The organism is Catellatospora tritici, from assembly GCF_019083965.1.
Taxonomy (GTDB): Bacteria; Actinomycetota; Actinomycetes; order Mycobacteriales; family Micromonosporaceae; genus Catellatospora; species Catellatospora tritici.
The window spans coordinates 1-14,307 of the sequence record NZ_JAHRCY010000013.1 but is presented as its reverse complement, the minus strand read 5'-3'; the positions used below and the strand labels follow the sequence as shown (position 1 = coordinate 14,307).

Genomic DNA, 14,307 nt, shown 5'->3' with positions numbered 1-14,307 from the left:
GTCTATAACGTTATAGAGACACGGTAACTTCGACGCATGCAAATGTAAACGCGACGTTTCGCGCAGACGGCGACCTCCAGGTGCGCGAACGGCGACCTCCAGGTGGAGGTCGCCGTTCGCGCAGCGGTCTGTCGGTGCCGGTCAGGGCTTCCAGTGGGGGTCGCGGCCGCTCAGGCCTACCAGCCGGTCCAGCGTGCTCGCCTCGGCGGGCACCGGCACCTCCGGCCCGAAGCCGCCCGGCCGCCCGCGCAGACTGGGGGCCACCCCCGCGACCTGCGCCAGCGCCACCTCCAGCACCTCGTCGTCGAACTCGACGGTCTGCCCGCTGGCCCGAGCCAGCTCCCAGCCGTGCACGACCAGCTCCATCAGCGTGATCCCGGCACCCAGCTCGGCGGGGAGCATCCGCCCGTTGAGCTGCACCTCGCCCTCGATCGCGTCGGGTGCCGCCCAGGCCGCGCTCAGCGACGCCAGCTCCGGCGGGAACTTCACCCACGGCGGCTGGTCCATGACCACGACCTTGCCCGCGGGCCAGCTCTCCCGGCGCACCGCGGTCCGGCTGATGTGGATCGAGTTCAGCAGGTGCTCGCACAGCCCGTGCACGTCGAAGCCGCTGCTCGGCGTCGGCGACTCCTTGGTGACGGCCGACATCGGCGGCGCGGTCACCACCGCGGTGACGGTGTCGGCGGCGCTGCTGATGAGCTTGCTGGTGGTCATACGGAAGTGCCTCCGGTCGTTCGGACGAGCGCGTAACTCGCGAAACTTACCGGAATCGGGCGTGCCAGACTTCCGCAATCGTGCTCAGTTCGCCGGATTTTCTCCGGCCACACCGGACGGTTCACCCGTGTCGGTGATACCCGGCGGTGTCGTGCCGCTCCGGCGGGACGCCCCAGGCCTCTTCGAGGGCGTCGGTGTGCCGCGGGCGCTGCGGGCGGGGCGAGGGGGTCCGGCGCCGCTCGCGCCTGCCGCCGCTGGCGGCCAGCGCCGCCAGCGCGGTGGTGATCGGTACCGCCGTGATCAGGCCGAGGGTGCCGACGATCGAGCGAACGATCTCCTGGGCCAGGAACTCCGAGGTGAGCGTGGTGCCCAGCGGCGACCCACCGGCGACGAGCAGCAGCAGCGTCGGCAGCGACGCGCCCGCGTAGGCGAGCACGATGGTGTTGACCACCGAGGTGATGTGCGCGCGGCCGACCCGGGCCGCGGCGGCGTACAGCTTGGCGAAGCCCAGCGCCGGGTTGGCCTGCGCCAGCTCGGTCACCGTGTACGCCTGGGTGACCGTCACGTCGTCGAGCACGCCCAGCGCGCCGATGAGGATGCCCGCCAGCAGCAGTCCGGGCATGTTGATGTCGCCGTTGACGAAGGTGACGTACAGCGACTCTTCGCTGGACATGCCGGTCAGGTGCAGCAGGCTCACGGCGAGGGCGGACAGCCCGCCGGTCAGCGCGAGCGCGGCCAGGGTGCCCAGCACCGCCATCGAGGTCGGGATGTTGATCCCGTGGGTCAGGTACAGCACCACCAGCATGATCGCCGCGGAGCCGACGATCGCGACCAGCAGCGGCGAGCTGCCCTGCAGGATCGCCGGCACGATGAACATCAGCAGCACCGCGAACGTGAACGCCAGCCCGCCCAGGGCGGCCACGCCCCGCCAGCGCCCGAACGCCACCACCGCCAGCACGAACGCCAGCACCAGCGCCCACATGCCGTCGCCGCGGTCGTGGTCCAGGATGTCGTAGGTGACCCCGCCACCCTCGGCCGAGTCATCGGTCTTGATCACGAAGACCTTGTCGCCCGGCGACACCCGCGGGGCGCCCGGCCCGGCCGGTATCGCCGTGGTGACCTCGCTGCCCTCCTCCGGCCCGCCGGTCAATCGGACCGTGACCTCACCGCAGACCGGCGGCCCGCTCTGGTCCGGGCTCTGCGCGGGCGGTTCCGGGACCGTGGCGCAGTCGACCGAGTGCACCGCCTGGACCACGCCCTCGAACTGGGGCGGCCCGGTCCACGGCTCGGACTTGAGCTGGCCCGGCCACAGCAGCACCAGCCCGACCAGGGTCAGCAGCGCGGCCGGGATGAGCGCGGCCAGGGTCAGCCGCGTCGCCCTGCGGCTGACCGCGACCGGCTGCGAGCCGTGCGCATGGGAGTGGCCGTGCCCGCCCGGATCGGCACCGGCGTGGTCGTGACGCGGCGAGTCGCCGTACCGGTGGTTCGTCACGTCGGCGTGGTGATGCGGGCTGCTCACGGAGGCTCCTGCGCGGGGAGACGGTCACGCCGCCACGGCAGGTGCCGCGGCGAGGTCGGCCCAGTAAAGCACGCGATCCGGACCACCCGAGCACCGACGAACCCACGTCCACCCACACAGTCCCACCCACACAGTCCCACCCACCCCGTCCACCCACACAGTCCCACCCACCCGCCCGTGCCGCACCCGCCGCCCCGCCCGCCGCCGCGGACGCGCGCGCCGCCGCCGCCGCCGCGCAAGATCGCTCAAGTTGCCGGGCAATCGTGGGAATGGCGCCCCAAGATACGCCCGATTGCCCGGCAGCTTGAGCGATCTTGGTTAGGTCAGTTGGGTGATGGCCTCGATGAGGAGCCATCCGCCGAAGATGGCGAAGAGGGCGGCGGCGCCGAACCTGATGGCTCGTTCGGGCAGGTGCTTGCCGAGCAGGCGGCCGACCAGGATGGCCAGGGCGTCGGCGGCGACCATGCCGATGGTGGAGCCGAGCCAGGTGCCGAACCAGCCGTGGCTGGTGGCCAGCGTGATGGTGGCCAGCATGGTCTTGTCGCCGAGTTCGGCCAGGAAGAAGGTGCCCGCCACGGCCCACAGGGCCGACCGGTGCCTCTTGGCGGCGCGTGCCTCGTCGGCGTCGGTGAGTTTGTCGCCGCGCAGGGTCCAGGCGGCGAAGCCGAGGAACGCCAGCCCGGCGATCAGGTTGATCGGGCCGGTGGGCAGCGTCGCGCCGAGCCCGGCGCCGACCGCCACCGAGACCAGGTGGACCACGGCCGTGGCCAGGGTGATGCCGATCAGCACCGTGCTGGTGCGGTAGCGGGTGGCGAAGGTCATCGCCATCAGCTGGGACTTGTCGCCCAACTCCGCCACGAAGATGACGCCGAAGCTGATGAGCAGCGCGGCCAGGAACCCGTCCATGTACTTTCTCGCCCTCCCGGGAACACACACCGGGCTGGGCGCACGCGACGACCTCGACCCGGCGTTTCAGCCAAGTCGAAGGTCTCGCTCACCCCGTCGTAGACGAGGTCGGGTGACCGGGACCGCACGGGCGGGCCATTGTGTCGACCACCGCGTTGGGAGCTACTCCCCTTCGCGCTGTCGAGCTTAGCCCCGCCGCGCGGGCCCGGTCACCCGAGGGTGATCACGTTCACGTCGCCGTCGGGGGGGGGGGGGGGGGGGGCCCCCCCCCCCCCCCCCCCGCGCCCACCGCGGTTACGGGTAGCTGACGACGTTGACGGGCACGGTGGCCGTGCCCTGGGCCGCGGCGCCGGTGGTGTTGATGACGTTGTCGATCACACCGTTGCCGCCGAGCGACACCGTGAGCAGGCTGTGGAACTTCACGTTGGCGTTGTTGGGCGCCTCGAACCCGCGTGCCGCGTGGATCGTCGGGTCGACGTTGAAGTAGCAGTAGCTGCCCATGCCCCACGCCTCGTGGCTGGTGACCGTGTTGGCCACCTTGTACGCGGCGTAGCCCTTCGTCGTGCCGTTCATGTACGCCGCCTGGTTCGGCGGGTCGTAGGGCAGCTCGTTCTGGAAGAAGATGGTGCGGCCGCCCTGACCGTTCCAGATGACGTTGTACTTCTGGTAGTGCTCGACGAACAGGCCGGTCGCCAGCACGTTGTTGCCGTTGACGATCAGACCGGTGTCGGCGGTGTTGACCGTCCAGCCGATGCCCGCGCCGTGGTCGCCGCGCCACGCCCAGATGTGGTCGATCAGCACGTTGTTGCTGTTGACCAGCAGGCTGTTGGTGGCCTTGCCGGGACCGGCGCCGCCGATGCGGAAGAACACGTCCGAGATCGACGACGGGTTGGCCGCGTGCGAGACGCCCGAGGTCGACGCGCCCATCACCAGCAGGTTCGGCGAGTTGGTCGCACCGGCGTCGAACAGGATGCCCGCCACCTTCACGCCGTCCACGTCGGCCACCTGCATGGCGGTGACCCCGTTGTCCGGGATGATCGTCGCGTACCCGAGGCCCAGCACGACGGTGTCGGCCCGGTTGACGTTGATCGTCTGGTTGACGTGGTAGATGCCCGGGGTGAACAGCAGGTGCAGGCCCTGGGCCAGCGCCTGGTTGATCCGCGCCGCGCTGTCACCGGGCTTGGCGACGTAGAACGAGCTCAGCGGCAGCGAGGAGCCCGGGGTCGAGCCGGCCGCCCAGCTGGTGCCGGACGCGTTGGTGCGCAGCGACGGCACCCACACCCGGTAGTTGCCGCCCGAGTCCAGGTACAGGTACGGCTTCTCCCGGCTGAACGGGGTGGTGGCCAGGGTCGTGTACACCGGGTTCGGGAAGCTGTTGGCCGGAGCGCCTTGCACGCCGGAGAACACCATGTTCCACACGCCGTTGACCCAGCCGCCGATCTGGCTGTCCCGGGTGTACCACTGCTGCTGCGAGTACGGCCCGACCGAGCCGGAGACCCGGCTGTCGGCGATGTAGCCGCCGGAGGCCCAGCCGTAGCCGTTCGGGGCCAGGTTCAGGTCGCCGTGGATGTCCATGCGCCGGAACGGGGCCGCCTGCGACACCGCCCACCGGGTGAAACCGGCCGACGGGTAGACCGACAGGTTCTCCGCCGAGCGCCAGAAGTTCTGCGTGGCGTTGCCCTGGAACCAGCCCGCATCCACGGTGACGTCGCCGTTGATGCGCACGTCGCCGGGGTTCTGGCCGAGACCGATGATCGAGGTGTAGAAGCCGATCTGGGCGTTGAACCCGCTGTAGGTGCCCGGCTTGAACGCCAGCACGTAGCGCTGGGTGCCGAACTGGTTGGACTCCATCTCGTGGAAGACGGCGTCGACCTGCGCCTGGATGGTGGCGCCGGACATGCTCGGGTCGAAGACCTTCACGTTGGCGCCGAGCGAGCCGCCGCCGGGGATCGGGTCGCCGCTCGGGCTCGGGCTGGGGCTGGGGCTGGGCGACGGGTTCGGGCTGGGCGAGGTCGGGGTGCCGGTGCGCACCGCCACCTCGTACAGCGAGTAGCCGTAGCCGGTGGCCCGCGCGGTGCCGTAGATCCGCACATAGCGGCCGCTGCCCGACACGTTGAGCGTCTGCGTGCCGCCGGTGCCGGTGGTGGTGCTGTAGACGGTGGTCCAGGTGGTCGTGTTGTCCGACAGCTGGATCTGGAACGCGGTGGCGTACGCCGCCTCCCAGGTCAGGACGACCTGGCAGATGGACTGGGTGGAGCCCAGGTCGATCTGCAGCCACTGCGGGTCGGCGAAGGCGCTGGCCCAGCGGGTGGTGCCGCTGCCGTCCACGGCCGCCGAGGCCGGGGTGCCCGCGTTCTCGACCGAGGAGGCGGTGGCGGTCTTGCCCAGGGCCGCGTTGCCGGCGCAGGCGCCGCCGCCCGGGATCTCGCCGTAGACCTGGAACTCCCACAGCGAGTAGCCGTAGCCGGTGGCGCGCACGGTGCCGTACATCCGCACGTAGCGGCCGGAGCCGGTGATGTTGAGCGTCTGCACGCCGCCGGTGCCGGTCGTGGTGCTGTAGATGCTGGTCCAGGTCGTGGCGTTGTCGGAGACCTGGATCTGGAAGGACTTGCCGTAGGCGGTCTCCCAGTTCAGCACCACCTGGCTGATGTTCGCGGTGGCACCCAGGTCGACCTGGAGCCACTGCGGGTCGGCGGCGGCGCTGGACCAGCGGGTGCCGGTGTTGCCGTCGACGGCCGCCGAGGCCGGGGTGCCCGCGTTCTCGGTGGAGGACGCGGTCGCGGTCTTGCCCTGTGACAGCAGGGTGACCGCGGCGTTGGCCGGGTTGGTCGCGATGACGACGGCGTAGGCGATGAGCAGCGTCGCCACGGCGGCGAGCGCGAGGGCGTACAGGGGTCTGCCGCGGGAGGCGGCGAGACGCGGGGCAGGTTGCATCTCTTCTCCCAAATCGGGGTCCGGGCTTTGCCGGCGCGAGGGGACGAGCCGGTGGGGCGATAGAGAGCGCTCTCTGAAGAGAGAGTTGTCCCTCGTTCAATGTCTGTCAAGGCCATGTTTCGCGCGTGTGACGCCACCAGATGCCCGCGTCCGTTAAAGCAAGGGCGCTGGCCAGCCTATTTGTTGCCCGGGGCAGCATTCGAGGTTTGTGGACGGCTGCAAAGATTCTCCGCCGATCATGGGAGAGCGATTGCCGATGATCGTGGTGTCGGTATCGCAACCGATGGTTCACCATCCGTCCAACCGCGACTGGAGCGCACCCACTACCATCGAAACTCACGCATGGGCAGCCCGCGTCCAGTCCAATGGAGACCGTCGTGTCGATCGGCAGCACCACCGTGGCGGAGCCGTCACTGGCGGTCCGGAGCCGTCCCGCGCCCTTCGGGCTGCGCCGCCGGTTCCTCGTGCCGTTCGGGGCGGCGCTGACGTGCGTCGTCGTCGGGCTTTCCGTGCTGATCCCGTCAGGCAACATCGCGCTGCCGTTCGAGCAGACAGTCGTGCTGGAGGGCAAGATGGCCTCCAAGGGCGACTTCTTCGAGGACCCCGAGGTCAAGCGGCTGCTGATGCGCCACCACCTGCAGGTGCACGTCACCCGTACCGGCTCGCGCGACGTGGCCCTGCACGACCTCGCCGGTTACGACGTGGTGTTCCCGTCCGGCCAGCAGTCGGCCGACCTGATCATCGCCCAGCGCCAGAGCGCGACGCCGCCCGCCTACACCCGCGTCTACCGGCCCTTCACCAGTCCGATCGTGCTCGCCACCTACCGGGAGTACGCCGAGGCGCTGAGCGCGGCGGACATCGCCGAGCCGCAGCGCGGCGCCCCGGCCGGACAGTCGCTGTACTACACGCTCGACCTGGCCAAGTTTCTCGACGTCGCGGCCAACCCCACCAAGACCTGGAACTCGTTGGGGCTGACGGACTTCGGCGTCTCCAATGGCAACGCGGTCCTGGCCCACTCCCCCAACATCTGCTCGTCCAACTCCTCCAGCACCTACATGGGGCTGGTCGCGTTCGTCAGCAACGGCAACCGGGTGCCGCGCGACCTGGCCGAGGCGACCGCGCTGGCACAGAAGATCAAGCCGCTGGTGACCGCGCAGGGGCTGCCGGGTGCCGACCTGTTCCGGCCGTACATCACCCCGGAGGGCAAGGGCTCGGCGCCGGTGATCGTGGTGTACGAGCACCAGTTCCTGTCGTACCAACTCGGCCAGGTGGCGCGCACCGGCCAGGTCGACCGCAGCCGGGTGCTGCTCTACCCGAAGACCAACTTCCTCACCCAGCCGCAGCTGATCGCCCTCAACGAACAGGGCGACCGGCTCAGCCGCCTCGTCACCGAGGACCCGGACCTGCGCCGCCGCGCCGTCGAACTCGGCTTCCGGGTGCTGGCACCGGACACGGTCACCGAGAGCCTGCCCCTGGCGCAGCACCTGTCCGCGCACGGCATCCAGGTGCCCTCCTCGGGCGGCGACGACACCAAGGCGGTCCTGCCCGAGCTCCCGCTGTTCGAAGAGATGATCAAGATAACCGGGAGCTGCCCGTGAGGCGCCCACCCCGGTCCTGGGCCGCCGTGCTGGCCGGATGCCTGCTGCTGGGCAGCATCGCGGGCTGCACCGGCGACGACCCGCCGCGCCAGGTGCTGCGGGTGCTGGCCAGCGCCGAGCTGGCCGACATGCAGCCGATCCTCGATGAGCTGCGCGCCCGGACCGGCGTCGAGCTGCAGCTGGACCTCACCGGCACGGTCGACGCCGCCAACGCGCTCACCCCGGGGGCGTACCGGCACGATCTGGCCTGGCTGTCGTCCGACCGCTACTTCCGGCTCAAGCTCGCGGCCTCCGGCGGCACCTCCCCCGCGCCGCTGAGCACCAGCATCATGACCTCGCCGGTCGCGGTCGGCGTCACCCCCGCGGTGGCGCAGGCGCTGCGCGCGGCCGCACCCGACCACCAGGTGTCCTGGGCCGACCTGGCCGACAGCGCCGCCACCGGGTCGCTGCGATTCGCCATGGCCGACCCGCGCCAGTCCAACAGCGGGCTGGCCGCGCTGGTCGGGGTGGCCACCGCCGCGGCGGGCCACGGCGGCGCGCTGCGCCCGCAGGACGTGACCTGCGACCGGCTGCGCGGCTTCTTCACCGGCCACACCGTCACCGCGCCCGACTCGGCCAAGCTGCTCGACGCGTTCGTCGCGCACCGCGGCGAACTGGACGCCGTCGTCAACTACGAGTCGGCGCTGCTGCGCCTCAACGCCAGCGGGCGCCTGCCCGAGCCGCTCGAACTGGTCTACCCGCAGGACGGGCTGGTCATCTCCGACTACCCGCTGCTGCTGCTCGACCCGGCCCGGCGCGAGGCGTACGACACGGCGGTGGCCTGGCTCAAGAGCCCCGTGGCGCAGCGGCAGATCATGGAGCGGACGCTGCGGCGGCCGGTCGACCCGGGCGTCGAACGCGACCCGCGCCTGGCCGGGTCCATGGGCAACGCGCTGTACTTCCCCGACACCCTGGACGTCGTCGACCGGCTGCTGACCCGGTACGCCGACCCCGCGCTGCACGCCCCCACCCGGGTCGTGTTCACCCTCGACTTCTCCGGCTCGATGCGCGGCGCCCGCATCGCGGCGCTGCGTCAGGCCTTCGCCGCGCTCGGCGGCGCCGACCGCACCCCCGACGGAAAGTTCGGCCGGATCTTCCGCGGCGAGCGGTTCACCGTGATCCGGTTCGGCGGCCGGGTGCTCGACGAGCGGGACCTGATCGTCAACTCCGCCGCCGACCTGGACAAACTGCGCTCGTGGCTGAGCGTGGACTCGTTCGACGACAGCACCGCCGTGTGGTCGGCGCTCGAGCACGCCTACGACCGGGCCGCCGCACTGCGCCGGGACGACCCGCGCCAGCAGGTGTCGATCGTGCTCATGACCGACGGCGAGAACAACGCCGGGATCAGCCTCGACCGGCTCCTGCGTGACCTGCCCGCCGCTCCCGTGCGCACCTTCGCCATCGCGTACGGCGAGGCCGACCGGGCCGACCTCGACCGGGTCGCCCGCGCCACCGGCGGCTTCGCCGTCGACGCGGACACCACTTCCCTGCTGACCGCGTTCAAGGAGATCCGTGGCTGCTGACCTGTGGTGGAGCGTGTGGTGGCCGTGGCTGCTGGTGTGGCTGGGCACGGTGCTGGCCGTGCTGCTGGCGGTGGGCGTCCTGATCGCCCAACTGTCCGACCGCAGGCGCGGCACCCGGCGGCCGCCGTACCTGAGCTTCTACCTGCACGACAAGTCCGTGATGGACCTCTACCAGTACAAGTACCAGGGCGCGCTGGAGCAGGAGGTGCAGGCCAAGGTCGGCAGCCGCCGCCGGGTCGGCGCCGACGGCGACGTGCCGATGGTGAAGTTCGGCGCGAGCATCGAGCGCAACCGCGAGGAGTTCCGCAAGTACCTGGAAGTGGCAGAACCGATCACGGTCATCGGCATCATGATGGACGTGCTCGCCGACGACCTGGTCCAGGTCGACCTGGAACGGCTGGCGGTCACCCCGAGCCGGAACGTGCCCATGCGCCGCTCGCGGGTCAAGCTCAGCCAGCTGGGCGGCGGGGCGTACGTGCTGGTCCGCGGGGTGTTCCGGCTGGAGCCGACGCTCGGCTCCGACCGGCACACCACCCTGCTCGCGCCATACAGCGACGGCACGGTCGGCGAGGGCGCGGCCGGCATCCGGCTGCGCTGCAGCAACTCCGGCCTGCGCGACGACGTGCCCGAGGAGCAGTTCTGGGCCCGCTGCCTGGGCACGGTGCAGGGCTGGGACGCCGCCACCGGCCACCTCGTCCTCAACCCCATCGCCATCTTCCGCTGACAGGTAAGGAAGGGCACCTTCGTCGGCTCGCGTCAGCGAGACGAGCAGAGGATCTGCTCGCTTTGCGTGGTGGAAGGTGCCCTTCTTGACGGCGATCAGTTGAGGGCGGTCGCGGTCACCTTGCCGGAGGCGTCGATGAACCATTCCTCGCTGGTGAACTCCTCGCCCCGCAGGCGCGCGGCCAGCCAGTCCGCGACCAGCGTCGGCGCGAACGGGCCGAGGTTGGTCGACGGCACCCCGCCGATGGAGTGGCGCGAGTCCTGATACACGACGAACCGCTTCGGACCCGGCACCGACCTCAGCAGCTTGCGGGTGTGCTCGATCGGGCTCAGCTCGTCGCGCTCGCCCGCCGCCACCAGATACGGCATGGCCAACTGGTCCACATGCCGGGTCAGGTCCAGGGTCTTGGCGAACCGATCGAACTCGGCCTCGTCGTCGTGGCCGGACATGTACATGAAGCGCATCTTGTAGGTCGGCGACGCCTTGCCGAACGCGGCCTTCCAACCGGGCTGGTGGCAGACGTTCATCACCGCGCAGGCGCGCAGCCGAGGCTCGTACGCCGCCGCGAGCGTGCCCGCGAACGAGCCGAAGCTGATCCCGCTGAGCACGATCTGGTTCGGGTCGACCTCCGGCCGCTGCAGCAGCCAGTCCACGCAGGCCGTGCCCGCCTTCGTCCAGCCCTCGACGGTCATCGGCACGCCCAGCATCCGGGCCTCGTACTGGCCGGGGCCCTCCATGGCGAGCACCGCGAACCCGCGGCTGAGGAAGCGGTCGCCGTACAGCGATACGGTCGCCTCCTTGAAGCTGTCCATCCCCGGCACCGCGATCACCGTGGGGACCTGCCCGCCGGTGTAGCCGGGCGGCAGGTGGAACCAGGCGGGCAGGTGGTGCCCCTCGAACGGGATCGTCACCTGCTCCATGCGGTGGTCGGCCAGTTCGGCGTAGCGACGGAAGCAGTCGCGCTTGCGCCGGTGGTAGAAGCGGTTGACCTCGTCGTCGGCGTGGATCGGCCACTGGGCCGCACCCCAGTGCAGCGCCGCCATGAAGTGGTTGTCGCGCGAGGTGACCAGGTCACCGGCGGCGTCGGCGGCCGCGGCGCGGGCCTCGCGGCGGCGCGCGATCGCCTCGAAGGTGGGGGCGAAGTCGGCGTAGCGGCGTACCCGGGCGCGTACGGCGGCGAAGTCCGCACCCGCCTCCGGGCCGCACGCGGCGTTCCAGTAGATCGACCGGGGCTGGTCCCAGTCGACGCCGCGTTCGGCGATCTCCTTGTCGAGCTTGTCGCGTTCGGCCTTCCAGCGTGCGGTCACCGGGCCGGGACAGTCCTGCGGTTCGGTGGCGGCGGCAGTCGCGGTGGCGTGTGTCATCTGATCCATGTCGGGCTCCTCTCCCAAGACCAATGTGCCCTGGTCGGGGCAGGTCAGTGGCCTGTTCGGAGCAACCGGGCGGACGTCTCCAGCGCGCCTTGAGCGCGACTCGAGCCGCCGGTTGCGACCGTAGGGACGAAGGAGGCGACTGTGACCGAGACCGACAACTGGTCCACTGACGTGTGCGTCATCGGGGGCGGCCCGGCCGGGCTGACGCTGGCGCTGCTGCTGGCCCGCTCCGGTGTGGCGGTGACCGTGGTGGAGAAGTCCTCGTCGTTCGACCGGGAGTACCGGGGCGAGATCCTGCAGCCGGGTGGGCTGGCCGTGCTTGACCAACTGGGCGTGCTCGCCGCCGCGCGCGGGCGCGGCAGCCACGTGCACGACCGGTTCCAGCTCTACAGCGGCGGGCGGGCCGTGCTGTGGGTCGACTACCGGACCCTGCCGGGGGCGTACAACTACATGCTGGCGCTGCCGCAGCAGCACATCCTGGCGGAGCTGCTGGCCCGGTGCGAGGGCCTGCCCGGCTTCCGGTACCTGCCCGGCACGAAGATCACCGAACTGGTGCGGGAGGACGGAGCGGTACGCGGCGCGGTGGTGACCGGCCCGAGCGGGCGCACCGTCATCCGGGCCCGCTGCGTCGTGGGCGCCGACGGCCGGTTCTCCAAGACCCGGCAGCTCAGCGGCGTGCCGTACGACCGGCGTGACGTCTTCGACTTCGACCTGCTCTGGTTCAAGGTGCCGGTCAAGGGCGACCCGCCGCGCACGGTGACGATCCGGGGCGGCGGCGGCCGCATGCTGGTCCACTACGGTGCCCCGCCCGGGGTGCAGGTCGGCTGGGCGCTGCCGCACGGTGGCTACAAGCAGCTGGCGGCGCAGCCGTTCGGGCAGTTCCGCGACGACCTGTGCCGGGCCGCTCCGGAGTACGCCGACGGCATCCGCGAGCACGTGCACGCGCTCAAGGACCTCAGCCTGCTGGACGTGTTCTGCGGCACGGCCCGCGAGTGGGCCCGCGACGGGCTGCTGTTCATCGGCGACGCCGCGCACACCCACAGCCCGCTGGGCGCCCAGGGCGTCAACCTGGCCCTGCAGGACGCCGTACTGGCTCATCCGGTGCTGCTGACGGCGCTGGAGCAGGCCGAGCGGGACGGGCCGGACGCGGTGGTGACCGCGGCGGCGCTGGCGGGGTACACCGGGCCGCGCACCGCCGACATCGGCCGGGTGATCAAGTTCCAGCAGCTGCAGGCCAAGGGTGCGCTGGGCAGCGGCAGCCGGTTCGCCGACGCCGCCAAGCGGACGATGGCCTCGATCGTGCACCACACCCCGATCGGCACCCGCCTGACCAGGATGGTCGCCTTCGGCAATCCGGCCGCGAGGGTCCGCGCCGATCTGTACGCCCGAGCCGCCGCCTGACCGCGCCGCCGTCGCCGCCTGGACGGGCACGGAGGTTAAGAAGGGCCCCTTCTACCGCGTAATGCGATAAGAAGGGGCCCTTCCTTACCTCGCTAGCGTGGGAGGGGGACGCGGAGTACGCGGCCGCTGTTGGCGCAGGTGGAGCAGTCGGTCAAGTAGGCGCTCCCGCCCCGGATGGTCAGCCCGCCCGGAAAGTTGATGTCACCGAGCACCACCTCGGGCGTCGCGCCCTCGCGCCGGATGCGCATCAGCGCGCCGACGCCGCGGGCGGGGCCGTACATCGAGGTGTGGGTGAACTCCAGGACGTACAGGGAGCCGTCGGGGCCGAAGGCGAGGTCGATCGCGGTGGTGAGGCCCTGCGCGTAGACGGTCGGGGCCTGGCCGGGCACGACGCGGTAGACGCGGGCGCCGCCGGTCGGGAACGGGGCGCCGGTCAGCTCGGCGACGTAGTAGGCGCCGTCGTGGACGGCCACGCCCATCGGCACGGACTGCATGCCGATCGTGGTGCCCGGGGGCAGGCCGAAGCTCGGCGGGGCGACCGCCTCCCGGTTGGGGAACACCGCCAGCGTCGACACGGCCCCGGCCGGATTGACGCTGAACAGCGCGTTGGCGGCGGCGTCGGAGACGACGGCGCCGTCGGGGTCGTACGCGACCGACTGCGGGTTGCTGTCCAGCTCGCCGCCGTCGGGGTTGGCCGTCGCCTCGGACCCGGCGATGTCGGTGACCAACTCGGGGTAGAGGCTCAGGGTCAGCCAGCTCTTCGGGTCACGGCGCATGGTGAACAGGCCGCCCATCAACTGCCCGGGGGCGGGCAGTTCGGCGCGCACCTTCGGGTCCTCGCTCAGGCCGATGGTGAGCAGGCTGTGGCCGTGCTTGTTGAACGCGACGTCGGTCGGGCCGATGGCCTCGGTGCCGTCGGGTCCGGCCAGCGACGGCAGGCCGGTCAGCAGCCGCTCGTAGCCGTCGGAGCTCAGGCGACCGACCGCGCCGGTGGTACCGAAGCAGCCCTCGCCCTGCGGCCGGGGCAGGCAGACCGGGTCGGGGCTGCCGTCGGCGCCACGACCGGCCTCGGCCACGTACAGGTCGCCGTCGGCGTCGAAGGCGAGGCCACGTGGGTTGCTCAGGCCGTAGTAGAGCACCGTCACCGTGGGCGCGGCCGCGGCGGGCAGGCCCTGGGCGAGCGTGGCGAGCAGCGCGGCCGCCGCGGCGGCCAGCCTCTTGGCGGTTGTGGACACGACGGGCCTCCAGCGGCGCAGAATGATCGTCGCGTACCAGATAAGACCGCTTCAGCCGGATTGTCACGCCTCCGCGCCGTCGATAGATCATCCAAGTTGCCGGGCAATCGGGGGAATGACCGCGCAAGATACGCCCGATTGCCCGGCAACTCGCGCAACGATCTTGGCCCACGGCCACGCGGGCCGGGGCGGGGCCGGGCGGGGGCGGGGCCGGGCGGGGGCGGGGCCGGGCGGGGGCGGCGTCCCGGGACGCCCCGGGCAGGGGGCGGACCGGGACGCCGCGGTCTCACAGGCCCGAGTTGAGGGCGGTCATCAGGGTGCCGGACGCGGGGTCCCCCGAC

10 protein-coding genes are annotated in these 14,307 nt (G+C 71.4%); 4 read left to right on the top strand and 6 right to left on the bottom strand.

All coding sequences use genetic code 11. The features are described from left to right. Positions 1–141: 141 nt before the first annotated feature. From KUA19_RS26700 to KUA19_RS26685, 4 genes are all read right to left on the bottom strand, one after another. Positions 142–714: a TIGR03086 family metal-binding protein gene (locus KUA19_RS26700; protein WP_217400269.1), complete on the bottom strand. Its 573-nt coding sequence runs from the start codon at positions 712–714 to the stop codon at positions 142–144. 121 nt (positions 715–835) lie between these two features. Then, the gene (locus KUA19_RS44655) at positions 836–2,233 is read right to left on the bottom strand and encodes a YibE/F family protein (RefSeq protein WP_308167671.1); all 1,398 of its coding nucleotides are present in this window, start codon (positions 2,231–2,233) and stop codon (positions 836–838) included. Positions 2,234–2,551: 318 nt separating this feature from the next. Continuing rightward, positions 2,552–3,139, bottom strand: a complete 588-nt coding sequence (locus tag KUA19_RS26690; RefSeq protein WP_217400267.1) for a TMEM165/GDT1 family protein — start codon at positions 3,137–3,139, stop codon at positions 2,552–2,554. A 294-nt stretch (positions 3,140–3,433) separates the two neighbouring features. After that, positions 3,434–6,073, bottom strand: a complete 2,640-nt coding sequence (locus tag KUA19_RS26685) for a discoidin domain-containing protein (protein ID WP_217400265.1) — start codon at positions 6,071–6,073, stop codon at positions 3,434–3,436. Positions 6,074–6,450: 377 nt separating this feature from the next. Here KUA19_RS26685 and KUA19_RS43135 point away from each other — a divergent pair, with 377 nt between their 5' ends. From KUA19_RS43135 to KUA19_RS26675, 3 genes are read left to right on the top strand one after another with little or no spacing between them, the layout of a single operon-like run. Next, positions 6,451–7,671 carry a hypothetical protein gene (locus KUA19_RS43135; protein ID WP_254550184.1) on the top strand — a complete coding sequence of 407 codons (1,221 nt, stop codon included), beginning with the start codon at positions 6,451–6,453 and terminating at the stop codon, positions 7,669–7,671. After that, positions 7,668–9,233 carry a substrate-binding and vWA domain-containing protein gene (locus KUA19_RS43130; RefSeq protein ID WP_308167668.1) on the top strand — a complete coding sequence of 522 codons (1,566 nt, stop codon included), beginning with the start codon at positions 7,668–7,670 and terminating at the stop codon, positions 9,231–9,233. Before KUA19_RS43135 ends, KUA19_RS43130 begins: the two co-directional genes overlap by 4 nt. Next, positions 9,223–9,957, top strand: a complete 735-nt coding sequence (locus KUA19_RS26675) for a hypothetical protein (protein WP_217400263.1) — start codon at positions 9,223–9,225, stop codon at positions 9,955–9,957. Before KUA19_RS43130 ends, KUA19_RS26675 begins: the two co-directional genes overlap by 11 nt. A 95-nt stretch (positions 9,958–10,052) precedes the next feature. Here KUA19_RS26675 and KUA19_RS26670 read toward each other — a convergent pair whose 3' ends face one another. Continuing rightward, the gene (locus KUA19_RS26670; RefSeq protein ID WP_217400261.1) at positions 10,053–11,330 is read right to left on the bottom strand and encodes an alpha/beta hydrolase family protein; all 1,278 of its coding nucleotides are present in this window, start codon (positions 11,328–11,330) and stop codon (positions 10,053–10,055) included. 141 nt (positions 11,331–11,471) lie between these two features. Between KUA19_RS26670 and KUA19_RS26665 the strand changes: the two genes are divergently transcribed. Then, positions 11,472–12,731: an FAD-dependent oxidoreductase gene (locus tag KUA19_RS26665; RefSeq protein WP_217400259.1), complete on the top strand. Its 1,260-nt coding sequence runs from the start codon at positions 11,472–11,474 to the stop codon at positions 12,729–12,731. 92 nt (positions 12,732–12,823) lie between these two features. On the opposite strand, the gene KUA19_RS26660 is transcribed toward KUA19_RS26665, so the two are convergent. Then, positions 12,824–13,966, bottom strand: a complete 1,143-nt coding sequence (locus KUA19_RS26660; protein ID WP_217400257.1) for a ScyD/ScyE family protein — start codon at positions 13,964–13,966, stop codon at positions 12,824–12,826. Positions 13,967–14,307: the final 341 nt, after the last annotated feature.

What these genes read in the sequence shown, in the direction of transcription:
- KUA19_RS26700 (WP_217400269.1), bottom strand. Translation starts at nt 714, where the DNA reads ATGACCACCAGCAAGCTCATCAGCAGCGCCGCCGACACCGTCACCGCG.
- KUA19_RS26690 (WP_217400267.1), bottom strand. Translation starts at nt 3,139, where the DNA reads ATGGACGGGTTCCTGGCCGCGCTGCTCATCAGCTTCGGCGTCATCTTC.
- KUA19_RS26685 (WP_217400265.1), bottom strand. Translation starts at nt 6,073, where the DNA reads ATGCAACCTGCCCCGCGTCTCGCCGCCTCCCGCGGCAGACCCCTGTAC.
- KUA19_RS26670 (WP_217400261.1), bottom strand. Translation starts at nt 11,330, where the DNA reads ATGGATCAGATGACACACGCCACCGCGACTGCCGCCGCCACCGAACCG.